Consider the following 26,204-nt stretch of genomic DNA (forward strand, 5'->3'; position numbering starts at 1 on the left):
GGTGCCCCAGCGAATGTTCAGACCGTTATCGATCTTTATCGGCACGCGCTATACCCGCGCCAAGCGCCGCAATCGCTTCGTTTCCTTCATCTCGATGACTTCGATGATCGGCCTCGCCCTGGGGGTGCTGGCGATGATCGTGGTGCTGTCGGTGATGAACGGCTTCCAGCGTGAAATGAGCTCGCGCATCCTCGGCATGGTGCCGCACGCCACCATCGTCGGTGTAAACCCGATCGATGATTGGCAGCCGGTCGCGGCGGCGGCGATGAAAAACCCGGAAGTGACCGCAGCCGTGCCGTTCACCGAGATGGAAGGCATGCTGTCCTACAAGGGCACGATGCAGCCGATCCAGGTCAGCGGTGTCGATCCGGCGCTGGAAGGTCAGGTGTCGATCGTCGCCAAGCACATCGTCCAGGGGCGTCTCGATGCCTTGAAACCGGGTGAATTCGGCGTCGTGATCGGCGAGATCACGGCGCGGCGCTTTCGCCTGAACGTCGGCGACAAAATCACCCTGATCGTTCCGGAAGTCAGCACTGCACCGGGTGGGATCACCCCGCGCATGCAGCGTCTGAATGTAGTCGGTGTGTTCAAGGTCGGTGCCGAGCTGGATGGCTCGATGGCGCTTATCCACCTTGCCGATGCTGCGCAGATGCAGCATTGGGAGCCGAACCAGGTACAAAGCGTGCGTCTGGCGGTGAAGGATTTGTACGCTGCGCCAAAAGTCTCGGGCGATATCGCCACCGGGCTCGGTGCCGCCTACAAGGCCGATGACTGGACTCACACCCAGGGCAGCCTGTTCAGCGCGATGAAAATGGAAAAAACCATGATCGGCCTGCTGTTGCTGATGATCGTTGCGGTGGCGGCGTTCAACATCATCGCCACCCTGATCATGGTGGTGAACGACAAGGGCGCGGACATCGCGATCCTGCGCACCATCGGTGCCACGCCACGGCAGATCATGGCGATCTTCATGGTGCAGGGCACGGTTATCGGTATCGTCGGCACCCTGATTGGCGGTGTGCTCGGCGTGATCGCGGCGTTGAACGTCAGCGAGATGGTGGGCTGGGTAGAGCGGGTAACCGGGCAGCACATCTTCAGTTCCGATGTGTACTTCGTCAGCAACTTGCCGTCCGAGTTGCAAGGTGCTGATGTTGCGTTGATCTGCACCGCGGGGTTTGTCCTGAGCTTCCTGGCCACGGTTTACCCGGCGTGGCGAGCGGCGAAGATCGAGCCGGCGCATGCGTTGCGGTATTCATAAGGATTACCAGTGCAAGCGACGCTCCGGCAGGAGCGTCGCTTGCTGCGAAAGTGTTGCTCAATCAGATTGCTGTTGGCCACTCGCTAATATAAACATCCATGTTGGCAACACCCTCAATTGATTCGTTGATGTTTTTAACAGTAAACGAGCATGTCGCTTTAAAACGTTTACGCACTTGATCCAGTTCCAGTGTCATTGAACCCTCTATGGCACCGAACGACGTCCACTGACTTTCCTTTCTTTCTTGATAGACCAGGCTTGTTATCATTGGCCCAGGAATCGTGTGGGTGCCACTACGAATGTTTGGATTCAAGCCGAAATAAAACAACTGGGCATGCGGGGACGTGGCGTTGTTTTGCGCGGCGGTCAGTATCAACGCGCCTCCAGCAATGATCGTGATGCGAGGTCTGTCGTCTGCGAAAGCACCTCGGTTGCCAAGTTGTGCGTTAAAGTCACTGGCGAGCATTGTCTGAGCTACCAGTGTTGCAGTTGTTTTTTCTTCCATGGTTTTATTCTCGCAATAGGTATTCGTGAACTCTTGGTGAGGAGTGAAAAAACTATATAGCGAGGATGAGTTAATGAGGAGCTATCGAGTGGAGTTGTTTGTAATGAACTATGTGTTAGCTGTGCGCAGGCACTATGCGCGCTTGTTGAACTGAATTATGAATGAAGTCGATTGTTGCCTGGATGTGCAGGAGATTTCACCACCGTGCGCATGGACAATTGACTGGGTAATTGCCAGACCCAGTCCTGCGTGTTCACTGTCGTCTTTTCGCCGCGCTGGATCCGCACGATAGAAACGATCGAACAAGCGTGGAAGCAGGGTATCGGGAATACGATCACCGGTGTTTTCAAAACGTAGAATCGAACTGTCAGCCGAGTCGACGATAACCACTCGGATCTGACCGTCTGGCGGTGTAAAACGTAGCGCATTGTCCAGTAGGTTGGAGAATGCCCTGCGCAGCATATTGCGATCCCCCTTTATGAGGGCGCGGCCTTCGCGACTTAAACTGATCTGCGCGTCTTCGGCCAACGGCGCAAAAAAATCCAGCAAGAAATCGACTTCGTCGGCCAATTCCAACGGTTCGCACTGGGGCATCAGCAGGCCATGATCGGCTTTCGCCAGATACAACATGTCATTGACCAGTTGCGCCATCCATTGCAGTTCTTCGAGGTTGCTGTGCAGTGCTTCTCGATAATCTTCGATGGGCCGGGGGCGGGTGAGGGTGACTTGAGTGTGAGTCAACAGGTTCGACAGTGGAGTGCGCAGTTCATGGGCGATGTCAGCGGAGAACGCCGATAGCCGCTGAAAGGCGTCGTCGAGGCGCCCGAGCATGGCGTTGAAGTGGTGGGCCAGTTCCGCCAGTTCCGGCGGCATGTTCGCTTCGGGCAGGCGTGCGTTGAGCGATTGTGCCGAAACACCCTTGGCGACCGCACTCATGCGCCGCAACGGCCGCAAACCGCTTTGTGCGGCCCAGGCGCCGAGTAGTGCAGTGGCGAGGGCCGATAGACCCACCGTCAGCCAGATCAGGTGCTGCATGCGTTGCAGGAAATGCTGGTGGTGAGTGATGTCCAGCAACAGAGTCAACTGCGGCGAGTCGGGCTTGTCGGTAAATAGTGGCGCATTCAGGACGCGGTAATCGGTGCCGTCGTTGTTGATTGTCGACAGCCCCGATTGTTGCGGGAGATTGTCGGGCAGGCTTGCCGAACTGTCGTACCAGCGCTTGCCATCGCTTCCGGTGATGCGCAGTGACAGGTCAGCCTGGCGGCTCAACTCATCGGCCAGTTTGATTTTGCTGTCACTCGATTGAATTTCGTGTAGCGCGCGGCGCAGGCCAATCAGCTTGCCATCCAGCAATTGCTGGTCGAGTTCAATGAAGTGCGTTTCGCTGGCACGACTGAACAACACCCCGGCGAACAGCGAAACCACAGCCGTGCATGCCGCGAACAACAACGCCAGACGACTGCTCAAGGATAGTCGACGCATCAGGCAGGGCGCTCCTCGAGCACATAACCCATGCCGCGCACGGTGTGGATGAGTTTGTTGGGGAATTCATCGTCGACCTTCAGGCGTAATCGGCGGATCGCCACCTCGATGACATTGGTGTCACTGTCGAAATTCATGTCCCAGACCTGGGAAGCGATCAGCGATTTGGGCAGGACTTCACCCTGGCGACGCAGGAGCATTTCCAGCAGGGCGAACTCCTTGGCCGTCAGATCGATGCGCTGGCCGTTGCGTTCTACCCGACGGCGTATCAGGTCCAGGCGCAGATCGGCCAGTTGCAGGCTGGTTTCCTGGGGCGATGCGCTGCCACGGCGCAACAGGCTGCGTACCCGTGCCAACAGTTCGGAGAAAGCGAAGGGCTTCACCAGATAGTCGTCGGCGCCCAGCTCCAGGCCATGGACCCGGTCTTCCACCGCATCCCGCGCGGTCAGGAACAGTACCGGTGTATCAAGACCCGCACTGCGCACGGCTTGCAAAATCTGCCAGCCATCGCGACCTGGCAGCATCACGTCGAGAATCAACAAGGCGTAATCGCCGCTCAATGCCAATTGCTGGCCTGTGTTGCCGTCGGCCACCAGTTCGGTGTTGAACCCGGCTTCGGCCAGGCCTTGGCGCAGGTAGTGGCCGGTTTTCGGTTGGTCTTCGACGATCAGCAGTTTCATGGGTGGCTCGGGTCAATTGAGAAGGCTTTATACCGTGGGCGTCAACGGCGCAGGCCCGCCTGACAAAGTTGTAATCTGGCTGTCAGGTTGCGGGCAGTGATCGCCGTTTAGAGTTTTGCACAGGCTGAACCTTACCTGGTTGGAGTATGACTATGTTTTTGCGCAAAACGCTGGCGGCAGTCGCGGGTTTGATGGCGCTGACTTCGCCCGCATGGGCTGCGCCGGCGCACCCTTACGATTTTGGCCAGCCGGCCTCTGCCGCCAAGGCGACCCGTAGCATTGAAGTGGTAATGGGTGACATGTCGTTCACCCCCGGGAACATTGCGATCAAATCTGGCGAGACCGTGCGTTTCGTGCTGGTGAATAAAGGCCAATTGCTGCACGAATTCAACCTGGGTGACGCGTCGATGCATGCCAAGCACCAGCAGGAAATGGTGCAAATGCAGCAAAGTGGCATGTTCACGCCTACTGGGGTGAAAGAAATGGACCACGGTGCAATGGCCAGTATGGATCACAGTTCGATGGGACATGACATGAAGGGCGGCATGAAACACGACGATCCCAACAGTGTGTTGGTGGAGCCGGGGAAAACAGCCGAACTGACCTGGACCTTCAACAAGGCCACTCACCTCGAATTTGCCTGCAATATCCCCGGTCATTACCAGGCCGGCATGGTCGGCAAATTGACTGTCAGTCAGTAAGCACTCAAAGGCGCAAGCAAAGGCTGATAGAATCCGCTGATTCTTCAGTCAGGTTTCCGCCATGCATCCCGCAGCCGAACACTCGCCGCTGGGTAAATCCAGCGAATACATCGCCACTTACACGCCGTCCTTGCTGTTCCCGATCCCGCGTACCGCGAAGTGGGCCGAACTCGGCTTGACGGCTGAAACCTTGCCTTACAAAGGTATCGACTTCTGGAACTGCTTCGAGCTGTCGTGGTTGTTGCCGTCGGGTAAGCCCGTGGTGGCGATCGGTGAGTTCAGCATTCCGGCGGATTCGCCGAACATCATCGAGTCGAAGTCCTTCAAGCTCTATCTCAACTCGTTGAACCAGACGCCGTTCGCCGACACCGAAACCCTCGAAGCGACGCTGGTCAAAGACCTGTCGGCAGCTGCCGGCAAACCGGTTGGCGTGCGGGTTCGCAGCCTGAAGGATGTCGAAGCCGAAGGCGTCGTGGCGCTGCCCGGCGTGTGCATCGACGAACTGGATATCAGCGTCAGCAACTACGAGCATCCGCGCCCGGAACTGCTGCGGTGTGATGACTCGCGCACTGTTGAAGAGAGCGTGCACAGCCATTTGCTCAAATCCAATTGCCCGGTCACCAGCCAGCCGGATTGGGGCAGCGTGGTGGTGGATTACCGTGGCGCGGCGCTGGATCACGCGAGTTTGCTTGAATACATCGTCAGCTTCCGCCAGCACTCGGACTTCCACGAACAGTGCGTAGAGCGCATTTTCCTCGATCTGCAGCGCTTGCTGAAGCCGGAAAAACTGACGGTGTATGCGCGTTATGTGCGCCGTGGCGGGCTGGACATCAACCCGTACCGCAGCACTGAAGAGGTTCAATTGCCGAACCATCGCCTGGTCCGTCAGTAACGAAACCCTGTAGGAGTGAGCCTGCTCGCGATAGCGGTATGTCAGACACCATTGATGTCGACTGACACGCCGTCATCGCGAGCAGGCTCGCTGCTACAGTGGACTGCATTTCAGGCAGCAGACATTAAAAAGCCCCGCTATCGCTAGCGGGGCTTTATGCGTTTGGCGGGTCAGATCCCCATGTTGGCCAGGGCCTGGCCAATATTGCGCAAGGTGCCGGCAAGGGTAGGGTGTTCGAGTTCGAAGCGATCGATGGCCAGGTTGACACCGTCGGCGAGGCTGGCGTCCTGGGTCTTGGTCTCGAGTTCGAGCTTGAGTTCGATCTGTTGCATCAGTTCGTGCAGGTTTTCGCGCTCGGATTCGGACAGCGGAGGATTCTGTTCCAATTGCTCGCGCAGGGCATTGAGCTGTTCTTGCAGTTCGCGGGCAGGCATGGCGTTCTTCCTTCTCTCAAATGGCACTGGCATAGACCGCAGCGATGCGCCAAAGGTCTATGGCTGACCTTAAGATTAATCCACTCCTGCGTAACCTGCATGCTTCATAGGGTCGCAATCAGGGCTTTTCGCCTTTGAGCCGGCGCAAGCTGATATCTGCCAGGCAGGTGTCGAGTTCACCGAGATGATCGATCACCGAATGCACCCCCAGGCTAAACAGTTGCAGGGTCGCCTTGCCGCGCCTGATATCCCGTTCCTGCTGGGACAGGGCTTGCCATTGTGCGGGTGACAAGCCGCAGAGCGAACCGCAGGACGCCAGCCCGATGGTCCACAATCCGGCGTTCAGCCCCGATTGCAGAAGACGCGGTTCGCCACTGACCAGCACGCAGCCGTCCAGTCTCTCGACATTCAGTGCCATCAATGCTCGCCAGCAGGCATCTGGAGCCGGCCAGGGGTTGTTTGTTGCAGAGTGTTGCGAAGATTTGATCCATGCCGGCAACGCAATCGCCAGGGATCGGCTGATGGCCGGCGAAAGCTCATCAAGCCATGCGCACGGTATTTGTTGGCGCTGCAAACTGTGCAGGCTTTCGAGGGCGCCCGGAGTGGCTTCGGTGTGCTCGACTGAATGACTGCCGTTCAGACGCGTATGAGCGCCGAAATCCACCAGGCAACCACTGAGCCCGAACAGCACGGCCGTCAGGTTTGGCGCAGATTGAGGCTTGGTTTCGGCGTGCGGCATGTCGACGACCCTGAAATAGCCTCGAGGCTAGCGGGCAGCGATGACAGTTGAGTGACACGGAGGTGAATCGATGACAGCCACACGAATCCCGAGCGCACCCAAGGGGGATGCTGCCTAAAGTAGCCTTTACATCTTATACTAGCGGTCTTTGCGCCCGGCTCAGTCCTAGGCGACGGTACAATCCAAGGAGTTTTTATATGCGCTGGAGCAACCATTTCGCTCAGCTTTGTGTGTGTGCCAGCGCGTTGCTGGTTCCGTTCGTTGCCCAGGCAGCGTCGGAAGACGACCCTTGGGAAAGCATCAACCGTCCGATCTACAAATTCAACGACGTGCTCGACACTTATGCCCTGAAGCCTTTGGCCCAGGGGTACAAGTTCGTGACGCCTCAGTTCCTTGAAGACGGCATCCACAACATGTTCCGCAACGTCGGCGAAGTGACCAACCTCGCCAACGATATCTTGCAGGCCAAACCTGCGGCGGCCGGTGTCGACACCGCTCGTTTGATCTTCAACACCACTTTCGGCCTTCTCGGTTTCTTCGACGTCGGTACCAAGATGGGCCTGCAACGCAACGACGAAGACTTCGGCCAGACGCTCGGTTACTGGGGTGTCGGCAGTGGTCCATACGTGATGCTGCCGCTGCTGGGGCCGAGCACATTGCGTGATGCGCCGTCGAAGTATGTCGACGGTTACACCGGCCCGTACCGCTATATCAACGATGTGCCGGTGCGTAACTCGATCTTCGGTCTGAACATCGTCGATACTCGCGCGAACCTGTTGTCGTCCGAGAAGCTGATCACGGGTGACAAGTACACCTTCATTCGTAATGCGTACTTGCAGAACCGTGAATTCAAGGTGAAAGACGGTCAGGTTGAAGACGATTTTTGATCTTTACCGGTTAAGACAGAAGGCGGCCATCGAGCCGCCTTCTGCGTTTTTGAGCGACTGCGGTCCTTACATTGAGTTTCGGTTCTGGCGGTTTTTATAACTCCCGGTGATTTGACATGGATGGATGTCAAGCGACCATCGGCGTGAGCTTGAAACGCCTCGCGGATGGGAGTACCGTCTGCGCCTTAGAAGGGCACCTCTGGTGTACATGCGAATAGGGCGAATGCTCGAAAACAGTGCAACAGAGAGGCTAGAAGCGAATCCAGTAGTGTGAGCCGGGCTAAAATCCGAGCCGCTACGCCAACCTAATTCTGGCGCCGTTTGCCCACATGCCAAAAACCAGTGCCACGCTGCTGATAATCGATGATGACGAAGTAGTGCGCGCGAGCCTCGCCGCCTATTTGGAAGACAGTGGTTTCAGCGTCTTGCAGGCCAGCAATGGCCAGCAGGGTCTTCAGGTATTCGAGCAAGACAAGCCCGACTTGGTCATCTGCGATCTGCGCATGCCACAGATGGGCGGACTCGAACTCATTCGCCAGGTCACCGAACTCGCGCCGCAGACGCCAGTGATCGTTGTATCCGGTGCCGGTGTGATGAACGATGCGGTCGAGGCTTTGCGCCTCGGTGCGGCGGATTACCTGATCAAGCCTCTCGAAGATCTGGCCGTGCTCGAGCACTCTGTGCGTCGAGCCCTGGATCGATCGCGTCTGCTGCTGGAAAACCAGCGCTACCGCGAGAAGCTGGAGAAGGCCAACCGCGAACTCGCCGCCAGCCTTAACCTGCTCCAGGAAGACCAGAACGCCGGTCGCCAGGTACAGATGAACATGCTGCCGGTCAGCCCCTGGACCATTGACGAGTTCAAGTTCGCCCACCAGATCATCCCGTCTCTGTATCTGTCGGGTGATTTTGTCGACTATTTCCGGGTGGACGAGCGTCGAGTCGCGTTCTATCTGGCCGACGTTTCCGGTCATGGCGCCTCTTCAGCCTTCGTTACGGTGTTGCTGAAGTTCATGACCACGCGCCTGCTGTTCGAATCGAAGCGCAGCGGCACATTGCCGGAATTCAAGCCTTCAGAAGTCCTTGGTCATATCAACCGGGGGCTGATCAGTTGTAAGCTGGGTAAGCACGTCACAATGGTCGGTGGAGTCATCGACGAGGAGACAGGTTTGTTGACCTATAGCATCGGCGGTCATTTGCCGTTGCCAGTGTTGTACACACCCGACAGTGTTCGTTATCTGGAAGGGCGTGGTTTGCCGGTTGGCCTCTTCAACGAGGCCACCTACGAAGACCACGTGCTGGAACTGCCGCCGACGTTCAGCCTGACGCTGATGTCTGATGGCATTCTGGACCTTTTGCCAGAACCCACACTCAAAGAAAAAGAAGCTGCGTTGCCCCAACGGGTCAAGGCAGCGGGCGGCAGCCTGGATGGTCTGCGGCAGGTTTTTGGATTGGCCACGCTAGGGGAGATGCCGGATGATATCGCCCTGTTGGTGTTGAGCAGGAATCTTCAATGAGTACCGGTAGAATCCAGTTCGCCGAGCAGGACGGCACTTTTGTCCTGAAGTTCGTCGGTGAAGTTCGCCTGACCCTGTGTTCGGCGTTGGATGCGACTATTGATCGGATCTTCACGGCGTTGAACTTCAACGCCATTGTGATCGACCTGACCGAAACCCGCAGCATCGACAGCACCACCCTGGGCCTTTTGGCCAAGCTGTCGATCCTTTCGCGGCAAAAGGTCGGCCTGCTGCCGACCGTCGTCACCACCCACGAAGACATTACCCGTCTTTTGCAATCCATGGGCTTCGAGCAGGTGTTCAACATCGTTGACAAGCCTGTGCCGTGCCCGGAATGCCTGGATGACCTGCCAGATCAGGATCAGTCTGAAGAAGTGGTGCGCATCAAAGTGCTCGAAGCGCACAAGATCCTCATGGGCCTGAACGATTCCAACCGTGAAGCGTTCCATGACCTGGTGAATGCGCTGGAGCGGCACTGATTCCCTGTAAACCTTCAGAACACCGCTGAACTGTGGCGAGGGAGCTTGCTCCCGCTCGGTTGCGCAGCAGCCGTAAAACCTTCGACTATTGTATGCCTGATGCTACTCGGTTGTGGCCTTTGGGGCCGCTTCGCAGCCCAGCGGGAGCAAGCTCCCTCGCCACACATCTCATTTGCCACAGCACCATAAAAAAGGGCGAACTCACCAGGGTTCGCCCTTTTTTGCATTACGCCAACTCAGATCACAGCTTGGCTTGCAGCAGTGCCTCGAGTTTTTCCTGGTCACGAGCAAACTGACGAATGCCCTCAGCCAGTTTTTCGGTCGCCATGGCGTCTTCGTTGGACAGCCAGCGGAACTGTGCTTCGTTGAGGTTCAGGCGTGCTTCACCGGCGTGACCCGGCGCCAGTTTGCGCTCCAGCTTGCCGGTGTCCGCCGCCAGCTTGTCGATCAGGTCCGGGCTGATGGTCAGACGATCGCAGCCGGCCAGTTGTTCGATCTGGCTAAGGTTGCGGAAGCTGGCGCCCATGACCACGGTTTTGTAGTCATTGGCCTTGTAGTAGTTGTAGATACGCGTCACCGATTGCACGCCCGGATCATCCGCGCCGGTGAACTCGTTACCGGTGGCTTTCTTGTACCAGTCGTAGATGCGGCCCACGAACGGCGAAATCAGGAACACCCCGGCGTCGGCACAAGCCGCGGCCTGGGCGAAAGAGAACAGCAGGGTCAGGTTGGTCTGGATGCCTTCCTTTTCCAGGATCTCGGCAGCGCGGATGCCTTCCCAGGTGGAGGCGATCTTGATCAGCACGCGGTCGCGGCCAATGCCGGCCTTTTCGTACAGTTCGATCAGGCGGTGCGCACGCTTGAGCACGGCATCGGTGTCGAACGACAGGCGTGCATCCACTTCGGTGGAAATACGGCCCGGAATGACCTTGAGGATTTCTTGCCCCACCGCGACGCCGAATCGGTCGCTGGCCAGGCCTACATCGCCCTTGCAGTCATTGACGCAAGCGTTCAGCAGTTCGGCATAAGCGGGGATGGCCGCAGCCTTGAGCAGGAGGGAAGGGTTGGTGGTGGCGTCTACCGGCTTAACGCGAGCGATCGCTTCGAAGTCGCCGGTGTCGGCAACCACGGTGGTCATTTGTTTGAGTTGTTCCAGCTTGGAAGTCATGGGCGTGCTCTGTCCTGTGGGTCTGATGACATTACCCGAGCGCTGACAGCCACTCAAGGGTGTGTACGTGTATCGATGGCCCCTGCGGCAACAACCAGACAACGATTGTTTTAAAGGCGGGGCGAGGTATCGATGAATACGATGCCAAAACAGCTCACAGGTTCAAAGCAACCGACCTGCGAACAGACCGGTCGCGGTTGCACGGTGGCTACTCGGCGTTCAGGTGGGTTTCGACTGTGATTTTCGCCGGTTTGGGTTGGCCGTCGGAGGTCAGCAGGCCGAAATTCTTCTCCCGGTCATTGCTGCCCGATTCAGTGTTTCTCCATTCGTAGATGGAGGTCAGCGGGATATTCAGCCGTTTCACATCGGCAATGAAAGTAGCGATTTTGCTGGCTTGTCCTTCAGCACCACCATTGGAAGTGAGCGCCGAAACACCCCATTCACTGATGACGCCCGGCAAATGGAAGTTTTGCTGGATAAACGTCTGTGCGTTGCTGATCTGGGTGCTCGTCATGCCATAGGGGTGGTAGGAAATGGCATTCAGGCATTTCGGGTGTTCGCTGACGATGCGGTTCAGCGCTACCGTCGAGGCGGAGCCCGCAGTCGGTGGGCGGGCGAAGCCGAAGCCGACCCGTGGCGTCGATTGCGGTTTGTCTTGCAGCGACTTGCACATGGCGCTCATGAACGGCACGAATGTCGTGTCGAAATTGCGTGTCGGCCAATAGGTCTCAAGATCGGGTTCATTCCAGATTTCAATCGCCACCAGCTGCGTGCTGTAGGAGGTTTCCAGTCTCGACACCGTGTTGGCAAACGATTCGCCAGCCGTTGTCAGCTCACTGATATTGCCTGTCGCGGCCATCAACGGCTTGATGGCGCGTACGGTGAGCAAAACCGGCAGGCCAGCGGACCTGGCCGCCGCAAAGGCATCGCTGACCTGTTTCTGATAGGCCGCAGCAGTCAGGCTGTCGCTCCACACACCGAAGCGTACAAAGCTGAACCCTGCCGCTTTGATCTGCGCGGCGTCGGCAGCGGAAAAGCTCTGGATCTTGACCTGCACACCAATGGTCTTGGTGGGCAGGTTAGGGAACAGTTCGCTGGCTTGAACCTGAGTCGTTGCACCCAGCGCGATCAGGCTTAGCGCGCCGAGTCGTTTGAGATGTGCTGATTTCATGTCTGCTCTCCTGATGAGAAGTGACAACTTCGAATAGATATCTCTTTACTCACGTTTCGATAATGAAGCGGGTATGAAGTGCATGAATGTTATTTTTTGTCGGAAATCTATCGGCTGAAAATCACAGTTATTTTTAGTCCGCTAATTGTGGTTGGGTGCCTTTTAAGTGCTGTGGTACTTAATGCTTCGGTACTAACAGGTGAATCTATTTCTGAGTTCAGGAAGATTCGTGGGGTTCATTAAAACCCTCGCGACATGTTGGCCGTTTGACATTACTCGGGAAAGTAAAATTTTGTTCAAAAAGATCCTGGTCGTCTGCGTGGGCAATATATGCCGAAGTCCGACAGCAGAGCTTTTGCTGCGTGACGCGCTGGCCTCTACAACGATCGCAGTGGCCTCCGCAGGGCTGTCCGCAAGGGTGGGCGAGTCCATGGAAGCGTCGGCCCGGCAGATTCTCGAAGACCGTGGGCACTGTGCCGAAGCCTTCAAGGCGCGGCAATTGACGCCCGACATCGTCAATGAATCAGACCTGATTCTGGTCATGGAAAAACAGCATGTAAAACAAGTATTGAATATTGCCTCTCACGCCAGAGGCAAAGTCTTTCTGCTCGGTAAATGGCAGAGCGAGCGCGAAATACAAGATCCATATCGTCAAGGCAAGGCCGCTTTTATTCATGCCCATGCATTGATTGAAGATGCTGTTAGCTCATGGGCGCAACGCCTCGCGCGTTGATGAATATTCTTCAGATCAATGAATGGTAAGAACAGACTTATGCAGTTACCGTCCGTAATCGGCACCCGCGACAACGATCAAGACAGCATTGATCTTCTCGGTATATTTGGCAGTTTGATCGATCAGAAATGGTTGATCGGCGCGCTCACCGGAGCCTTTATGGTGACCGGCGTTGCCTATGCGGTTTTGGCGACACCGGTGTACCTGGCGAACGCGCTGGTGCAGGTCGAGCCGAAGAAGAACGACATGCTCGGGTTTTCCGATCTCAACAGCATGCTCGGCGGGCAATCGCCCTCGGTGACCGAAATCGGCATCATCAAGTCCCGCGCGGTGATCGGCAAAACGGTCGATGACCTGCGCCTGGATATCGATGTCACCCCCAATACCTTCCCGGTCATCGGCGGTTTTCTTGCCCGACGTTATCGCGGCGAAACCGAGTTCAGTGTCGCGGCCCCGCGTTTCGGTCTCAACAGCTACGCCTGGGGTGGTGAGCGACTGGAGATCAGCCGGCTCAATCTGCCAAAAGAACTGCTCGGCAAGAAACTCACGCTGGTCGCCGGTGAGCAGCAACGATTCCAGTTGTTCGATGAAAACGACAACCTGCTGGTCGACGGCGTCGCTGGCCAAGCGTTCAAACAGGACGACGTGGAAGGCTTGATCGCTCAGCTGTCGGCAAACCCCGGCACGCGTTTCGAAGTGGTGCGCAATCCGCGGATCGTGACCATTCAGGGTTACCAGGATGCGCTGGATATTTCCGAGCAAGGCAAGGAATCGGGAATCATCCGTTTGGCCCTGGCCAGCACCGATGCGGCCGAGGCCGTGAAAATCCTCAACAAGATCTCTTCGTTGTATGTGCAGCAGAACGTGCAACGCACCTCGGCGGAAGCGGCGCAGAGCCTGGAGTTCCTGCAAGGCCAATTACCGCAGGTCAAGCGTGATCTGGCCAAGGCCAGCGAGGCACTCAACGGTTATCAAACCCGTGGCAAGACGGTCAATATTTCCCTCGAAACCCAATCGGTGCTGGAACAGGTTGTCAGCCTCGATACGCGGATCTCCGAACTGAAAATGCAACAGGCGGAGCTGGACCGCAAGTTCACCAAACAGCATCCAGCGTACCGCGCGCTGATGACCCAGCTCGGCGAGCTGACCCAGCAACAGAAGGCACTGGAGAGCAAGGCCCAGGACCTGCCCGCCACGCAACAGGAATTGCTCAACCTGACCCGCGATGTGGAAGTGGCGTCGCAGATTTATACGCAACTGCTGAACAAATCCCAGGAACTGGACATTGTCCGGGCAGGGGCGGTGGGCAACGTGCGGTTGATTGACACTGCGGATGTCGACATGACCAATCCGGTCAAGCCGCGCAAACCCTTGATCGTGCTGATTGCAACCTTCCTTGGCGCCTTCTTCGGGGTGGCGCTGGTGTTGCTGCGCAAATCCTTGAGTCGAGGACTGGAAGGGCCGGAAGCCATCGAACAACTCGGCCTGCCGGTTTACGCGTCGATTCCCTACAGCGCATTGCAGCAGGAAGAGGACAGCAAAAAAGGTCGTGCCCGGGACGGCGTGGACAAACCGGCCTACCTGCTGGCCCTGCGCAACCCGACGGATCTGTCGATCGAGTCGATTCGCAGCTTGCGTACCTGCCTGCATTTTGCCGGGCTCGATTCGACCAACAACCGCATCATGATTTCCGGCCCGAGCCCGCAGGTCGGCAAGACGTTCGTGTCCTCCAACCTCGCAGCGGTGATGGCGCAAAGCGGACAGCGCGTGGTGCTGATCGATGCCGACATGCGCAAAGGTCATTTGCACAAAACCCTGAACACACCGATCACCAATGGTTTGTCGGACCTGCTGGTCAAGCGCTGCAGCATCGAGCAGGCGATCAACAAAGTCGAAGTCGACAACCTGCATTTCATCAGTCGTGGCCAGGTCCCGCCCAATCCTTCCGAGCTGTTGATGCACGCCAACTTTCGCGAACTGCTGGCGCAACTCAGCGAGCTTTACGACCTGGTGATCATCGATACACCGCCGCTGTTGGCCGTGACCGATGCGGCGATTGTCGGTCGTGAAGCGGGCATCAGCCTGATTGTCACGCGCTTCGGGGTGAACCCGGCCAAAGAAATCGAACTGACGATTCGCCGCTTCGCGCAGAACGGCATCGAGTTGAAAGGTGCGGTGTTCAACGGCGTCGAAAAACGTGCGGCCAGCTATTACGGCAACGGCGGTTACGGCTACTACAGCTACGAATACGCGTCCGACAAGTCCTGAGTTTTGACGATTGTCCTTTCATGTTTGAAGTGGGTGAACTGTGAAAAAAATACTGCACGTGGCAGAGACGATCAAAGGTGGCGTCGCGACCGTTATCCGCACTATTTCGGCTTCGCCGGACGATGACGTCGCGAACTACGAACTGGTGTATCTGGTCCCGCAGGATCAGGAAAAAGAACTGCACGGCATCCAAGCGCAGCAGATCCGCACCTTCGCCCGCTCCGGGCGCAATGTGCCGTCGTTGCTGCGCTTCGCCTGGCGTCTGACCCAGGTGATGCTCAAGGAAAAGCCCGATGTGGTGCATTTGCACAGCACGTTTTCCGGGGTGATCGGCCGTTGTGTCTGCGTGCTGTTGCGACCGTGGCGCAAGCCGAAAATCGTCTACTGCCCGCATGCGTTTTCGTTCCTGATGGAAAGCTCGCCGATCAAGCAGAAGGTCTATGCATCGATCGAGCGGATGTTGCAGAAAGTCACCGACGTGATCATTTGCGTCAGCCAGTACGAGCTGGACAAAGCCGCGCGGTTTGGCATCGAGCGCAAACGCATGAAGCTGATCTACAACGGCATTCACCGCAAGGATGACGCGCCGAAAACCAGCAGCCCCGAGCCGATTCACTTGCTCTTCGTCGGTCGGCTCGACTATCAGAAAGGCTTCGATGTGTTGCTCAAGGCCTTCGCCAAGGTGCAGCGCAACGACTTGAAACTGACGGTGGTTGGCAGTGCGGTCAACGAGGATTCGGTCGAGTGTCCGCCGATGGACGCCGTTGAATACCTGCCGTGGGTCACGCCGAACGAAGTGCAGGTGCTGTATCAGAAAGCCGATGCGCTGATTGTGCCCAGTCGTTGGGAAGGCTTCGCCATGGTGCCGCTGGAAGGCATGGCCATGGGCTTGCCGGTGATCGCCAGCAATTGCACGTCGCTGCCCGAGCTCGTCACTGATGAGGTGTCCGGCTACGTCTTTCCCAGCGGCGACCACCACGCGTTGGCCGATGTGCTGAAGAAAATCCAGAAACCGCGCTTGCTCGACCTTGGCAGCGAAGGGCGCAGCATCGTGCGCGAGCGTTTCAGCGCCGCCTTGATGATTCGCCAGACCTACGACCTGTATCGCGCTCCCTCTTTTTAAGTAGAACTCAAGCATATGAACGTAACGATTTTGCATGGCTACAGTGCGTCCAACTCCGGTGACGGGCTGCTCGTCGATTTGGCCATTGAGTTGGTGCAGCGAAACTTCGGCGAAGACACTTCGATCAGCGTGGTGGCCTCCGATCCGCAGTCCTTCAGCTACTTGCCACACCCGCGTTTTGAGGCCCCGGTGATGGCGGCCAAAGGCTTGGGTCGGGTCAAGCAAGCGGTGTTCCTCAACCAGTCCTACGCAGGCCTGGCGGATCTGTTGAAAAAAACCGACCTGATCGTCGGTGTCGGCGGCGGCTACATGCGCTCCAAAAGTGCCTTCGAACACATCAAGCTGAAACTGGGGCACGCCAAGCAACTGGAAACGGCAATCCTCAGCAAAGTGCCGTCGGTTTACCTGCCGCAAAGCATTGGGCCGTTCCACGGCGAGAGCCGCAGGATCGTCGAGCATTACGCCAGCGCCGACGCGGTGTTCGTGCGGGACAATCGCTCCTCGGCGATCTTTGATGCTTACGAAAATGTCTACCGTGCGCCGGACCTGGCAGTCCAGTCCCTGGCGAGCAAAATCCTCGCGCAACCCAAGTTCACCCGTTGCGCATCGTCGCCGGCAACGGTGTGCGTGGTGCTGCGCAAGCCGCCGGAGTGGAGCAAGGAAAAGAAGCTCGCCTATGTGGCCAACCTGAAGTTGCTGCTGCAGCGCCTGAAGAACAAAAGCAAGGTGGTGTGCGCCGTGCAAAGCGCGGTACGCGGCAACGATGACGGCGCGTTTTATCGCGAGTTGGGCATTACCGAAGACCTGCTGCCATTGAAGGCGACACTGGCCAAATACCAGCCGGACCTGGTGATTTCCGTGCGCCTGCACGGCGCCATCGAATCGCTGCTTTCCGGCGTCCCGGCGTACCACATCAGCTACGAGCGCAAAGGCTTTGGCGCCTATCAGGACATGGGCGTGGAAGACTGGGTGATCAATGGCGGCGACATCGATGTCGATACCATCATCAACACGGTCTACGCACCGAATGCACTGTCGAATTTCGGCAAACGCCTGACCGATACCTGCCGCGAGATCGAAGCGAAAACCGTGGCCATGGACGAGATCATCAAAGGTATCGTTCGATGATATTTCGGCTGTTGCTTCGCGGCGGGGCATTAGGCGCGAAGTTTTTGCTGGTGTTGGCCATCACCCATTACCTGGGTTATGAGGCACTGGGCTTTTACGGCGTGGTGGTCGCGGCGTCGTTGATCGCCTCGAAGTTCTACAGCGTCGGGTTCAGTTCCGAGATCAATCGATTGATCAGCGTGGGTGGGACGTCGCGGCGGGTGGTCGACAAGGTTTTGCTGTTGTATCTGGCGGTGGGGTTGCTGCTGTCGGTGGTGACAGTGCTGGTTTACTCGCTGTTCCAGGCCGTCGAGGCGACGACTGCGCTGATCCTCTGTGTGACGCTGGTACTGCTCACCGAACACCTGTCCTTCGAAATCAATTCCTTCGTGTTTTCCGCGCAGAAAGCCACGGCGGGTGCGTTGCTGTTTTTCGTCAAGACCGGTCTGTGGGCGGTGCTGGCGGTGGGCGGGATGATGCTCGGCTGGGTGTCCGGCATCGCCAGTGTGTTGTGGCTTTGGGTGGCGGCGAACGTGTTGGTGATCGTCGCCGGTTATCTGATTGTGGTGAACGTGCACAAAGGCCGGGTCAGTGGCACGCTGGCCACCGCAACCGTGTGGAAGGCCGGGCTGCCGTTCTATCTTGGCACAGGCTTGATCGCGCTCAGCCAGTATGCCGAGCGCTTTCTGATCATCGATCTGGAGCCCTACGCCAGCCTCGGTAAATACGTATACGCCTGGTCGGCGGCCAACACCTTGCAAGCGCTGTCCTACGCGGTGGTGGCAGTGGTGGGTATTCCGGTGCTCGCCAAGCGGTTTCAGGCGGACCAACAGCCGTTCACGGTCAGGCAATTGTTCGTCAACAAATGGGTGATGCGCTCGCTGGTGGTGTCTGCCGCGGTGGCGGTGCTGATTTATCTGTTCTTCAATGTTGTGCTCGATTATGTCGGCGCGGCGGTTCCGCGACCGGACAACGCAATCCTCGGCGTGCTGATTTTTTCCTTTGCCTTGCGCGCTATCGGCGACATCGTCTGGGGTGGGTTGATCGCCTCGAAAAACAGTCGGGTGTCATTGGCGAGCGCATTCATATGCCTGCTGGTTTCAGTGCCGGTCAGCTACCTGCTGATCAAGCACTATTCGATCTACGGCGCCGCCTGGGGCAACGTTTTCGCAATCATTGTGCAGCTCGGGGTCATTGCGCTGTTGACCCGTATGACCGGCGCAAAAAAGGCAGCACTGTCATGGGCCTGAAGCTGCCGTGCATCGAGTTCCGCGGCAAGAAGCTCGACTCATCGATTTCCTTCCTGATTCTGTTTACCGGGTTGTTCCTGTCGGTGGCCATGCCGATGTTGGTCCCACGCGCTCCCGGCCCTGATGCCATGACCTTGTGGTCGTCCTACGCGCGAGCCGACAACTGCAATTTCTGGAACCCGTTCTCGCCGGATCGCTCTTCCTATGAGTGTTCGGCATTCCTGTTGCGGCCCACCGGGATCAACCTGACCAATGCCTGGGCCTACGGCATGTTCTGCAATTTTTTGCTCACGGCGATTCCGGTGGTGGTGTTTCGCCGCATGCCGTTGGCGATTTTCGGCACTCTGTGTCTGTGGGGCATTGTCCGTTCGTTTTTCCTGGAGAACCTGACCAAGGAAATCATCGTGTCGGTGGCGGTGTTGAGCATTCTGCTCAGTTCGTTGACGCGCAAATATCGCGGCGGGTTTTTCCTCTCGGCAGTGATCTACGGCGTGCTGATCCGGCCTTACTGGATTCTGTTTTCACTGTCCTGGGTCGGCGTCTGCGTGATGAAGAAATACGTCTCGCGCTTCACCTTCTTCCTGATGCTGTTTCTGTTCTACCTGGCGGTCGCCATGGCGATCCAGGTCGCGCTCGGCTTTCCGGTGTCGTCGATTCGCGCCAGCAACAACGAACTGCGCACGGCGGGGGAGGAGGGTTCCAAGTCGTTGATCGTTTCGTGGCTCAGCGGCAGCGACTTCGTTTCCCAGGCCCTGGACTCGATGATCATCTTTTTTCGGTTGTCGTTCCCCGTGGAGCTGATTCTGCTGTCGGGGCCGGGCCAGGTGATCTTCGTGGCGTTGATGATCATGACCGCGTTGCTGCTGTTCAAGGTCATCACCTCGACCGATTACAAGGGTGCGCCGATCCAGACCAAGCCTAAGGAACTGATCGCGATTCCGCTGGCATTCCTGCTGGTTCAAGGCCTGTTCGAGCCGGACTTCGGCTCCTTTGCCCGGCACTTCTCGATGGTGGTGCCTGTGTTGTTCGTGGGCCTGGGATTGATGTTGCGGGCAAACAAACCGGTACAGGTTGAATCACGCGTTCTGAATTGAGGCTTGTTTTATGTCGAGCAAGAAAAAGTCCCTGGAGATCGAAACCCTGCGCGGTCTGGCGTGCCTGCTGCTGGTGCTCTATCACGTCATCGGCCCGCTGGGCGGCGGCTTGAAGATCGACCTGGGCTCGCCGTTCCGGGTGATCGCCGACTCCATGGTGTATGTGCGCATGCCGCTGTTCACCTTCATCTCGGGCTACATCTATTCCATCTACAAAATCCGCGGCAATGACTTTTCCGCATTCTTCAGCGGCAAGGTTCGACGGTTGATCGTGCCGCTGTTTTGCGTAGGCATACCGTTCTCGGTGTTGCAGGCGGTTGGCCCGGGCGTGAACAAGGATGTCGGCGTGATCGACGCGTTGTTGTCGTTCTGGGTACCGATCAACCACTTCTGGTTCCTGCAGGCGGTGTTCATCATTTTCATGTTTGTCGGCCTGCTGGAGTGGCGTGGGCTGTTGCGCACCGCAACGCGCTTGAATCTGCTGTTCGCCTTTGCGGCGGTGGTGTTTTTGCTGCCGCCATTCACGCTCGACGCGTTCGGCATCAACGGCGCGATCTATCTGCTACCGTTTTTTGTGGCGGGGATGATCGGCCAGGAAAATGTCAGCGCGTTGAAGCAGCGGTTCAAGGTGATTGGCCCGCTGGTGTTCGTGATGATCACGCTAACGCTGCTGTACGTGGCGGCGGTCGACCGGGAGTTGATCGTCGACCGTCGCAGCCTGATCGGTTTGACGGTGGGTTGCGTGTCCTGCATGGCGCTGCTGGCGAGTGACCTGCGTTCGAAGGCACTGACCTGGCTGGGCGGCTATTCCTATGCGATCTTCCTGTTCCATGTTTTGTTTGCGGCGACATCGCGGTTTGTCCTGGGGCGGTTGGGTGTGAAGGATGAGAGTCTGCTGGTGTTCGGCGGCGTGACTTGTGGTTTGCTGGGACCGGTGGTGCTTTCGATGATTTTCAGTCGATTCAACTTCACCTCCGTGCTGTTTCTGGGTGAGCGTGCTGCGACAAAAAAGCCTGCGGCGAGCATCGCTCCGGTGGCGCAGACCCAATGATTGTCCGAGGGAAGGAATCAATGCATGTTGGCAGTTGATGACATTCAGCCCGTTGCTGCGTCGGTGATTGAGGTTGGCGACGCGCGCGAGCGGTTTGCTCAGTGGCGTGAAGGTAAGGCTGGCCAGGTACTGTCGATCTCGGTGATCGGCGACAGCTACAGCGCCGGACAGGATTTTTATCTGAACAAACTGGTGCAGCGCGTGGCCGGGGAAGTTGGTTTTGCCGGCCCCGGCTATATCGGCTTCAACCACGGCGCGGCGCTGGGTGGCACGCATTTCAAATACACCCGCAGCAGTGAAAAGTACTTCGGCGGGGACTGGCAAGTGTCCGGCCTCGGCCAGGCCAGTCCCGACAGCCGCACGGTAATGGGCCGCCCCGGCGCATGGCTGCAGATCGATGCCAGCCCGACGCCGGCCATCAGCACCGCCGTGACTCAGGCGAAATTGCTTTACCTGGGCAACGGCGAGCTCAACGAGATCCGCTACCGCTGGACCCCGTCGCAAGACTGGCAACCCTTGACACTCGCCGGCTCAGGAGTTCAGGAGGTGCCGCTGCCCGGCGTATCGCAGGCGCCGGACTGGGCGTTCCGGCTGGAAGTGGTGAAGGGCACGCCAACCCTGTTCGGTCTGTGGATGAACAACGATCAGGGCGGCGTGCGGGTTTCCAAGCTGGCCGCCTCCGGCGCCGCATCCGGGGACTTCTACCACAGCGATAGCCACTGGCAGACGCAGTGGAAGGCGGCGGTGTCGAGCATTCCTGCGGACATTTACCTGATCATGCTCGGTGGCAACGATCAAGGCTTCGGCGTCAAACCCGAGCAGTATCTGAAGAACGTTCAAGGGCTGGTGGGGATGGTGCGCCAGATCCAGCCGAAGGCGAGCATCAACCTGATCCTGCGTCAGGACACCACACGCTCCAGTGCTTACCCGATGTCGGCGTATGCGCAGGTGTTGCAGCCCTGGGCGCAGGCGGAGCATCTGGGTTATCTCGATTTGCAGTGCGCGTTCGGACCCGACGTCAAACGCTATGCCGCCGCCATGATCGGCCCGGACAAGATTCATCCGATTCCGGCCACGGGTGGGCGGGTGATTGCCGATTACTTCTATCGCTGGATGGTGGGCGGGCAGGACCGTTGCGACGCGTCGCTTTGACTGCTGTTGCCACAGAACTGCAGGAGCGAGCCTGCTCGCGAAAAACTCAATAACACCGTAGTTCTTCAGGATGCGCGCGTTATCGTTGACCACCATCGCGAGCAGGCTCGCTCCTACAGGAGAGCTGTTTCGAAGTGCTGCAAATGACTCAGCAGTTCTGCCGTTTTGAGCGGCATCAATTGCGTGGCGCAGCGGGTTTCCACATTGATGATGATGGCCGGTTCGTTGCAGCAAATGCGCACCCGGAACCGCCAGTCGCTGAAAATCACTTTCAAGCCATCGCGGTCGTCGACTTCCAAAGCCTGATCGCCATACAGCTTTTTCAAGTGGGCGAGGAGGGGGTAGGGGTTGCGTATCGGCCGGCGAATGTCTCCGGACGAGGGAAACATGCCGATCCGTTCCACCAGCAGCGTGCTGCCCAACCAGGGCTCATTGGCGCTGGGTAATGGCTGATGGCGCGACAACCAGGTCATCACGCCGAGGTTGCCCACCTCCAGTTCATTGTCTGCCGAGTGTTTTGCGTTGTTCATGATGGCTTGCCTGAATGAAGAGTGGGCGTGTGGTTGGTGTGGAGCGTTGGATCGGCTTGGGCCAGGTCAGAGACCCTTGAGGTACACGTTGTCGTAGCAAAAATTGGTCGCTTCGAGATAGCCCTCCGCGCCGCCGCAATCGAAGCGCATGCCTTTGAACTTGTAGGCCAGCACGCAGCCGTTCTGGGCCTGCTTCATCAATGCGTCGGTGATCTGGATCTCGCCACCTTTGCCGGGTTGGGTGTCGGCGATGAGGTCGAAGATATCCGGCGTCAGAATGTAGCGGCCGATGATCGCCAGATTGGACGGGGCGTCTTGCGGGCTGGGTTTTTCCACCATGTTGTTGACCCGGTAGATGCCTTCGGAGATCAGCTCGCCAGCAATTACGCCGTACTTGTGAGTCTGGTCGCGCGGCACTTCCTGAATGGCCACGATTGAGCAGCGGAATTTTTTGTAGAGCTGGATCATCTGCGTGAGCACGCCGTCACCTTGCAGGTTCAGGCACAGGTCATCGGCCAGCACCACCGCGAAGGGCTCATCGCCGATCAATGGGCGGCCGCTGAGAATCGCGTGGCCCAAGCCTTTCATTTCGACCTGACGGGTATAGGAGAAGGTGCAGGTGTCGATGAGTTCGCGGGTGCCAGCGAGGAACTTCTCTTTCTCGGTACCACGAATCTGATGCTCCAGTTCATAGCTGATGTCGAAGTGGTCTTCCAGTGCACGCTTGCCCCGCCCGGTGACGATTGCCATGTGTTGCAGGCCGGCGTCCCGGGCTTCTTCAACGGCGTACTCGATCAACGGCTTGTTGACGATCGGCAGCATTTCCTTGGGCATGGCTTTGGTTGCCGGCAAGAAACGCGTGCCATAGCCGGCAGCGGGGAACAAACATTTACGAATCATAAAAGTATCCTGGACAGTCACGGCACATCGTCAACGAGTGCGCGCAATAACGAGTGATTGCAAGTTTCAATGAGTATTGAAGGTGTACTTTAATACCCGAGTCAGGTTGTTAATGGCAATTAGTGGTAGTGGCAGAATGCGCCAATGTTATGAGATGTCGGATAGATACTTGTTAGTTATTTTTAGTCGGTATCTGTTGATAGTGAGGAAGGCGTTGGAGTGCTAATAAGTACCGGGCAATACAGTTTGACCTGCAAAAATATTTATTGCCAGTCGTTGAACTAAATTTGTTTTAGGTTGTTGTCGCCCTGTTTGTGTGGTTCACGACACATCTTCAATACACGGGGCTTGACACGCTATTGAGTACTTTCCTCTCTATGGACCGCACTATGAAAATTCTGGTAACGGGTGGAGCCGGATATATCGGCTCGCACACCACACTCGCGCTGCTTGAAGCAGGCTATGAAGTTGTAGTGCTGGATAATCTTTGCAATAGCAGTGATGCGGCGCTGCATGCGGTTGAAGCCATTTGCGGCAAAAGTGCGTTGATGATTCGCGGCGATGTGTGCGACAGGGCTTTGCTGGATCGGATTTTTCGAGAGCATGCCATTGATGCAGTGCTGCACTTTGCCGGGCTCAAGGCGGTGGGCGAGAGCGTGCGCAAGCCGCTTGAGTACTATGAGACCAACGTCAGCGGCAGCATTACGCTGTGTCAGGCGATGGCTGCTGCCGGGGTGTTCCGCCTGGTGTTCAGTTCATCGGCCACAGTCTATGGCGCGCCGGATCAGATGCCGATTCGCGAGGATTTCCCCACGGGCAATCCGACCAATCCCTACGGCCAATCGAAGCTGATCGTCGAGAACGTGCTGCGCGACCTGAGCCTGGCGGAGCCGCGCTGGAGCATCGCGCTGTTGCGCTATTTCAATCCAATCGGCGCGCATGACAGCGGGCAGATGGGTGAAGACCCAAATGGCATTCCCAATAACCTGGTGCCTTACATCAGCCAGGTCGCGGTCGGCAGTCTGCAAGAGCTGTCGATCTTCGGTGACGATTACCCGACGATCGACGGCACTGGCGTGCGTGACTACATCCACGTCGTGGACCTTGCGGACGGGCATCTCAAGGCATTGCAGTCCATCGCCGGGCGTACCGGCATTCATACCTGGAACCTCGGTACGGGCGATGGCTACAGCGTGATGCAAGTGCTGCGGGCTTTCGAGCAAGCGAGTGGGCAGTCGGTGCCGTATCGCGTGATGCCGCGTCGTTCGGGCGATGTTGCCCAGAGCTGGGCTGATCCGTCCAAGGCCGCGAAAGAGTTGGGCTGGAAAGCAACACGCAACTTGCAGCAAATGATGACCGACACCTGGCGCTGGCAATCGAATCATCCCAAGGGTTATCTCGGATGATGTCGTTTTGGCTCAATGTTATTTCCAGTCAGGTTGTTAGATAACGTCGGGAAAATACACTGGAAATGCCTTTTGCATATCCGTAGATATAAACCTGCCGTTTGACGTTTATCAGTCAGGAGTGACTGTGAATGAATGACGGATCTTGTTCGCACTTTTTGCGACTTGAACTCTACCACCTCTAACGGAACGCCCGGTGTTAATCGGGTTGAATGTTAGAAAGGAGTTGATATGAGAAAAGTGATGGCAGTTGCCCTGTTGACGATGTTGAGCAACTGGGCTGCCGCAGCTGAAGCGCCGCTGACTGCGGTGACCAATGTAGTTGGCAGTGTAGCGGCTTCTCAAGCCCCTGCAGCTAGTACTGCAATGGTTGCCAGTGCAATAGCGGCGTCAAACAGCGGTGGTAGTGCCAACGGCGGTACTACCGGTACGACCGGTACCACAGGTACCACCGGCACGCACAACTAACAGAAGTTTTGTTAGTGCAGTACAGGGTCGCCCGACGCAAGTCGGGTGACTTCTTTTTTAGATTCGCCCTTGAATAGCGTAGTGCCATTATGACTCGTAGTTTTTCTCTTTTAATGTTGGCAAGTCTCGCTTTACAAGGTTGCATGTTTTCCCCCGGCCAATACCTGAGCACCAGTGATATCACCCGCCAAGGGGCCAGTGAAAGCAGCAGGGTCGAGCTGATCCCGATTACCCCCAAGCTCATATCCACCACCCGCACCACGCAAAAGCGTGAGTCGCTGCCGGCAGAGCTGTTGGCGACTCCGGCCGAGTACCGCATCGGTAACAACGATGTCTTGTACATCACGGTCTGGGATCACCCTGAACTGACAGCCCCGTCCGGCGCGCAACAACAGATCGATGCCAACGGACGGCTGGTGCGCGCCGACGGCACGCTGTATTACCCCTTCATCAAAGAAGTCCAGGCTGCCGGGCGTACGATCCAGCAACTGCGCGCAGACATCGAACAACGGCTGTCGGCGTTTATCGCCGAGCCGCAGGTAGATGTCGCAGTGCTGCGATTCGCCAGCCAGAAAGTCGTGGTCACCGGCGCCGTGACCAAGGGTGGCCCGCAAGCGATTTCCACCAACCCGCTGAGCGTGGTCGAGGCCCTCGGTTCCGCTGGAATCGATACCAACAACGCTGACTTGTCCGGCCTGACGCTGACGCGCAACGGGCGGGTGTACCCGCTCAATCTCGACTCGCTCAACCAGCAGGACTCCGAGTTGCAGGGCGTCTATCTCAAGGGTGGTGATCAGTTGTATCTGCCGTACAACGACAACAAGCGCATCTACGTCATGGGCGAGGTCAACCAGCCGCGCGCGTTGAGCTTCAAGACCGCCACCATGAACCTGTCCGATGTCCTCGGCTCGGTTGGCGGCTTGAGTCAGACCACTTCCAACGGCAACGCGGTCTACGTCATCCGCGGCGTTGAAAACCTCGACGTGGAGCCGGCGAAGATCTACCAGTTGAACGCTCAATCGCCGACCGCCATGGCGCTCGCCACGCACTTCGAAGTGCGCCCTCAGGACGTTGTCTATGTCGGGCCTGCCAACGTGACTCGCTGGAACCGCTTCATCAGCCAATTGGTGCCATCGGCGTCGATTGTCGGTACGGGTGCTTCCGCTGCGAAGAACTGGAGCGAATACAGTAACAACAGCAAATAAGGTCGCC

At 57.4% G+C, this 26,204-nt stretch carries 26 protein-coding genes; 17 read left to right on the top strand and 9 right to left on the bottom strand.

Annotated features, from left to right (window positions below):
• Window positions 1–13: 13 nt before the first annotated feature.
• Window positions 14–1,258, top strand: coding sequence for a lipoprotein-releasing ABC transporter permease subunit (locus D8U73_RS03275; RefSeq protein WP_056857032.1), 1,245 nt, complete (start codon window positions 14–16; stop codon window positions 1,256–1,258).
• A gap of 61 nt (window positions 1,259–1,319) precedes the next feature.
• Here D8U73_RS03275 and D8U73_RS03280 read toward each other — a convergent pair whose 3' ends face one another.
• From D8U73_RS03280 to D8U73_RS03290, 3 genes are all read right to left on the bottom strand, one after another.
• The gene (locus tag D8U73_RS03280) at window positions 1,320–1,763 is read right to left on the bottom strand and encodes a hypothetical protein (protein ID WP_130903724.1); all 444 of its coding nucleotides are present in this window, start codon (window positions 1,761–1,763) and stop codon (window positions 1,320–1,322) included.
• A 132-nt stretch (window positions 1,764–1,895) separates the two neighbouring features.
• A complete protein-coding gene (locus tag D8U73_RS03285; protein ID WP_130903725.1) occupies window positions 1,896–3,245 on the bottom strand; it encodes a heavy metal sensor histidine kinase in 1,350 nt (449 codons plus the stop codon).
• Window positions 3,245–3,925 carry a heavy metal response regulator transcription factor gene (locus D8U73_RS03290; RefSeq protein ID WP_056857035.1) on the bottom strand — a complete coding sequence of 227 codons (681 nt, stop codon included), beginning with the start codon at window positions 3,923–3,925 and terminating at the stop codon, window positions 3,245–3,247. Before D8U73_RS03290 ends, D8U73_RS03285 begins: the two co-directional genes overlap by 1 nt.
• 152 nt (window positions 3,926–4,077) lie before the next feature.
• On the opposite strand from D8U73_RS03290, the gene D8U73_RS03295 reads away from it, so the two are divergent.
• Window positions 4,078–4,626, top strand: a complete 549-nt coding sequence (locus D8U73_RS03295; RefSeq protein WP_056857036.1) for a cupredoxin family protein — start codon at window positions 4,078–4,080, stop codon at window positions 4,624–4,626.
• A gap of 61 nt (window positions 4,627–4,687) precedes the next feature.
• Complete coding sequence (gene queF / locus D8U73_RS03300; protein WP_130903726.1) at window positions 4,688–5,518, top strand: NADPH-dependent 7-cyano-7-deazaguanine reductase QueF; 831 nt, start codon at window positions 4,688–4,690, stop codon at window positions 5,516–5,518.
• Window positions 5,519–5,688: 170 nt separating this feature from the next.
• Here queF and D8U73_RS03305 read toward each other — a convergent pair whose 3' ends face one another.
• Both D8U73_RS03305 and D8U73_RS03310 read right to left on the bottom strand, forming a co-directional pair.
• Window positions 5,689–5,952, bottom strand: a complete 264-nt coding sequence (locus D8U73_RS03305; protein WP_056857038.1) for a DUF4404 family protein — start codon at window positions 5,950–5,952, stop codon at window positions 5,689–5,691.
• A 118-nt stretch (window positions 5,953–6,070) separates the two neighbouring features.
• On the bottom strand, window positions 6,071–6,691 hold the full coding sequence (locus tag D8U73_RS03310) for a phosphatase (protein ID WP_056857039.1): 621 nt from the start codon (window positions 6,689–6,691) through the stop codon (window positions 6,071–6,073).
• 197 nt (window positions 6,692–6,888) lie between these two features.
• Here D8U73_RS03310 and D8U73_RS03315 point away from each other — a divergent pair, with 197 nt between their 5' ends.
• The 3 genes from D8U73_RS03315 (at window position 6,889) to rssC (ending at window position 9,571) form a co-directional block, all read left to right on the top strand.
• The gene (locus D8U73_RS03315) at window positions 6,889–7,578 is read left to right on the top strand and encodes a VacJ family lipoprotein (RefSeq protein ID WP_130903727.1); all 690 of its coding nucleotides are present in this window, start codon (window positions 6,889–6,891) and stop codon (window positions 7,576–7,578) included.
• 329 nt (window positions 7,579–7,907) lie between these two features.
• Window positions 7,908–9,092, top strand: a complete 1,185-nt coding sequence (gene rssB / locus D8U73_RS03320; RefSeq protein ID WP_130903728.1) for a two-component system response regulator RssB — start codon at window positions 7,908–7,910, stop codon at window positions 9,090–9,092.
• Window positions 9,089–9,571 (top strand): anti-sigma factor antagonist RssC, encoded by a 483-nt coding sequence (rssC, locus tag D8U73_RS03325; RefSeq protein WP_056857042.1) that lies wholly within the window; start codon window positions 9,089–9,091, stop codon window positions 9,569–9,571. The genes rssB and rssC overlap by 4 nt, the downstream gene beginning before the upstream one ends.
• Window positions 9,572–9,812: 241 nt before the next feature.
• Here the strand turns inward: rssC and tal are convergent, their stop codons facing one another.
• Both tal and D8U73_RS03335 read right to left on the bottom strand, forming a co-directional pair.
• Window positions 9,813–10,739, bottom strand: a complete 927-nt coding sequence (gene tal, locus D8U73_RS03330; protein ID WP_056857043.1) for a transaldolase — start codon at window positions 10,737–10,739, stop codon at window positions 9,813–9,815.
• Between the two features lie 208 nt (window positions 10,740–10,947).
• Window positions 10,948–11,910, bottom strand: a complete 963-nt coding sequence (locus D8U73_RS03335) for a glycosyl hydrolase family 5 (protein ID WP_130903729.1) — start codon at window positions 11,908–11,910, stop codon at window positions 10,948–10,950.
• A gap of 292 nt (window positions 11,911–12,202) precedes the next feature.
• Between D8U73_RS03335 and D8U73_RS03340 the strand changes: the two genes are divergently transcribed.
• From D8U73_RS03340 to D8U73_RS03375, 8 genes are read left to right on the top strand one after another with little or no spacing between them, the layout of a single operon-like run.
• Entirely contained in the window at window positions 12,203–12,643 is a 441-nt protein-coding gene (locus tag D8U73_RS03340) for a low molecular weight protein-tyrosine-phosphatase (RefSeq protein ID WP_056857102.1), read from the top strand.
• 39 nt (window positions 12,644–12,682) lie between these two features.
• Window positions 12,683–14,911, top strand: a complete 2,229-nt coding sequence (locus D8U73_RS03345) for a polysaccharide biosynthesis tyrosine autokinase (protein WP_056857045.1) — start codon at window positions 12,683–12,685, stop codon at window positions 14,909–14,911.
• Window positions 14,912–14,951: 40 nt separating this feature from the next.
• Window positions 14,952–16,034, top strand: coding sequence for a glycosyltransferase (locus D8U73_RS03350; RefSeq protein WP_056857046.1), 1,083 nt, complete (start codon window positions 14,952–14,954; stop codon window positions 16,032–16,034).
• A gap of 15 nt (window positions 16,035–16,049) precedes the next feature.
• Window positions 16,050–17,162: a polysaccharide pyruvyl transferase family protein gene (locus tag D8U73_RS03355; protein ID WP_130903730.1), complete on the top strand. Its 1,113-nt coding sequence runs from the start codon at window positions 16,050–16,052 to the stop codon at window positions 17,160–17,162.
• Window positions 17,159–18,391: a polysaccharide biosynthesis C-terminal domain-containing protein gene (locus D8U73_RS03360; RefSeq protein WP_130903731.1), complete on the top strand. Its 1,233-nt coding sequence runs from the start codon at window positions 17,159–17,161 to the stop codon at window positions 18,389–18,391. The genes D8U73_RS03355 and D8U73_RS03360 overlap by 4 nt, the downstream gene beginning before the upstream one ends.
• Entirely contained in the window at window positions 18,382–19,485 is a 1,104-nt protein-coding gene (locus D8U73_RS03365) for a hypothetical protein (RefSeq protein ID WP_056857049.1), read from the top strand. Before D8U73_RS03360 ends, D8U73_RS03365 begins: the two co-directional genes overlap by 10 nt.
• Window positions 19,486–19,495: 10 nt before the next feature.
• On the top strand, window positions 19,496–20,536 hold the full coding sequence (locus tag D8U73_RS03370) for an acyltransferase (RefSeq protein WP_056857050.1): 1,041 nt from the start codon (window positions 19,496–19,498) through the stop codon (window positions 20,534–20,536).
• A gap of 24 nt (window positions 20,537–20,560) precedes the next feature.
• Entirely contained in the window at window positions 20,561–21,688 is a 1,128-nt protein-coding gene (locus D8U73_RS03375; RefSeq protein WP_130903732.1) for a GDSL-type esterase/lipase family protein, read from the top strand.
• A 113-nt stretch (window positions 21,689–21,801) separates the two neighbouring features.
• On the opposite strand, the gene D8U73_RS03385 is transcribed toward D8U73_RS03375, so the two are convergent.
• Together D8U73_RS03385 and galU are read right to left on the bottom strand one after the other, a co-directional pair.
• Window positions 21,802–22,218, bottom strand: a complete 417-nt coding sequence (locus D8U73_RS03385; RefSeq protein WP_130903733.1) for a mannose-1-phosphate guanylyltransferase — start codon at window positions 22,216–22,218, stop codon at window positions 21,802–21,804.
• A 66-nt stretch (window positions 22,219–22,284) separates the two neighbouring features.
• On the bottom strand, window positions 22,285–23,118 hold the full coding sequence (galU, locus tag D8U73_RS03390) for a UTP--glucose-1-phosphate uridylyltransferase GalU (RefSeq protein WP_056857053.1): 834 nt from the start codon (window positions 23,116–23,118) through the stop codon (window positions 22,285–22,287).
• A gap of 389 nt (window positions 23,119–23,507) precedes the next feature.
• Between galU and galE the strand changes: the two genes are divergently transcribed.
• The 3 genes from galE (at window position 23,508) to D8U73_RS03405 (ending at window position 26,197) form a co-directional block, all read left to right on the top strand.
• Complete coding sequence (gene galE / locus D8U73_RS03395) at window positions 23,508–24,524, top strand: UDP-glucose 4-epimerase GalE (protein WP_056857054.1); 1,017 nt, start codon at window positions 23,508–23,510, stop codon at window positions 24,522–24,524.
• 231 nt (window positions 24,525–24,755) lie between these two features.
• A complete protein-coding gene (locus D8U73_RS03400; protein ID WP_056857055.1) occupies window positions 24,756–24,992 on the top strand; it encodes a hypothetical protein in 237 nt (78 codons plus the stop codon).
• Between the two features lie 143 nt (window positions 24,993–25,135).
• Complete coding sequence (locus D8U73_RS03405; protein WP_130903734.1) at window positions 25,136–26,197, top strand: polysaccharide biosynthesis/export family protein; 1,062 nt, start codon at window positions 25,136–25,138, stop codon at window positions 26,195–26,197.
• Window positions 26,198–26,204 lie beyond the last annotated feature (7 nt).

It is taken from the genome of Pseudomonas sp. Sample_22 (assembly GCF_004307635.1).
Lineage (GTDB): Bacteria > Pseudomonadota > Gammaproteobacteria > Pseudomonadales > Pseudomonadaceae > Aquipseudomonas.

Excerpts from the sequence above, each read along its gene's own strand:
- D8U73_RS03275 (WP_056857032.1), top strand. The coding sequence starts at position 14 with ATGTTCAGACCGTTATCGATCTTTATCGGCACGCGCTATACCCGCGCC.
- D8U73_RS03280 (WP_130903724.1), bottom strand. The coding sequence starts at position 1,763 with ATGGAAGAAAAAACAACTGCAACACTGGTAGCTCAGACAATGCTCGCC.
- D8U73_RS03285 (WP_130903725.1), bottom strand. The coding sequence starts at position 3,245 with ATGCGTCGACTATCCTTGAGCAGTCGTCTGGCGTTGTTGTTCGCGGCA.
- D8U73_RS03290 (WP_056857035.1), bottom strand. The coding sequence starts at position 3,925 with ATGAAACTGCTGATCGTCGAAGACCAACCGAAAACCGGCCACTACCTG.
- D8U73_RS03295 (WP_056857036.1), top strand. The coding sequence starts at position 4,078 with ATGTTTTTGCGCAAAACGCTGGCGGCAGTCGCGGGTTTGATGGCGCTG.
- queF (WP_130903726.1), top strand. The coding sequence starts at position 4,688 with ATGCATCCCGCAGCCGAACACTCGCCGCTGGGTAAATCCAGCGAATAC.
- D8U73_RS03305 (WP_056857038.1), bottom strand. The coding sequence starts at position 5,952 with ATGCCTGCCCGCGAACTGCAAGAACAGCTCAATGCCCTGCGCGAGCAA.
- D8U73_RS03310 (WP_056857039.1), bottom strand. The coding sequence starts at position 6,691 with ATGCCGCACGCCGAAACCAAGCCTCAATCTGCGCCAAACCTGACGGCC.
- D8U73_RS03315 (WP_130903727.1), top strand. The coding sequence starts at position 6,889 with ATGCGCTGGAGCAACCATTTCGCTCAGCTTTGTGTGTGTGCCAGCGCG.
- rssB (WP_130903728.1), top strand. The coding sequence starts at position 7,908 with ATGCCAAAAACCAGTGCCACGCTGCTGATAATCGATGATGACGAAGTA.
- rssC (WP_056857042.1), top strand. The coding sequence starts at position 9,089 with ATGAGTACCGGTAGAATCCAGTTCGCCGAGCAGGACGGCACTTTTGTC.
- tal (WP_056857043.1), bottom strand. The coding sequence starts at position 10,739 with ATGACTTCCAAGCTGGAACAACTCAAACAAATGACCACCGTGGTTGCC.
- D8U73_RS03335 (WP_130903729.1), bottom strand. The coding sequence starts at position 11,910 with ATGAAATCAGCACATCTCAAACGACTCGGCGCGCTAAGCCTGATCGCG.
- D8U73_RS03345 (WP_056857045.1), top strand. The coding sequence starts at position 12,683 with ATGCAGTTACCGTCCGTAATCGGCACCCGCGACAACGATCAAGACAGC.
- D8U73_RS03355 (WP_130903730.1), top strand. The coding sequence starts at position 16,050 with ATGAACGTAACGATTTTGCATGGCTACAGTGCGTCCAACTCCGGTGAC.
- D8U73_RS03360 (WP_130903731.1), top strand. The coding sequence starts at position 17,159 with ATGATATTTCGGCTGTTGCTTCGCGGCGGGGCATTAGGCGCGAAGTTT.
- D8U73_RS03365 (WP_056857049.1), top strand. The coding sequence starts at position 18,382 with ATGGGCCTGAAGCTGCCGTGCATCGAGTTCCGCGGCAAGAAGCTCGAC.
- D8U73_RS03370 (WP_056857050.1), top strand. The coding sequence starts at position 19,496 with ATGTCGAGCAAGAAAAAGTCCCTGGAGATCGAAACCCTGCGCGGTCTG.
- D8U73_RS03375 (WP_130903732.1), top strand. The coding sequence starts at position 20,561 with ATGTTGGCAGTTGATGACATTCAGCCCGTTGCTGCGTCGGTGATTGAG.
- D8U73_RS03385 (WP_130903733.1), bottom strand. The coding sequence starts at position 22,218 with ATGAACAACGCAAAACACTCGGCAGACAATGAACTGGAGGTGGGCAAC.
- galU (WP_056857053.1), bottom strand. The coding sequence starts at position 23,118 with ATGATTCGTAAATGTTTGTTCCCCGCTGCCGGCTATGGCACGCGTTTC.
- galE (WP_056857054.1), top strand. The coding sequence starts at position 23,508 with ATGAAAATTCTGGTAACGGGTGGAGCCGGATATATCGGCTCGCACACC.
- D8U73_RS03400 (WP_056857055.1), top strand. The coding sequence starts at position 24,756 with ATGAGAAAAGTGATGGCAGTTGCCCTGTTGACGATGTTGAGCAACTGG.
- D8U73_RS03405 (WP_130903734.1), top strand. The coding sequence starts at position 25,136 with ATGTTTTCCCCCGGCCAATACCTGAGCACCAGTGATATCACCCGCCAA.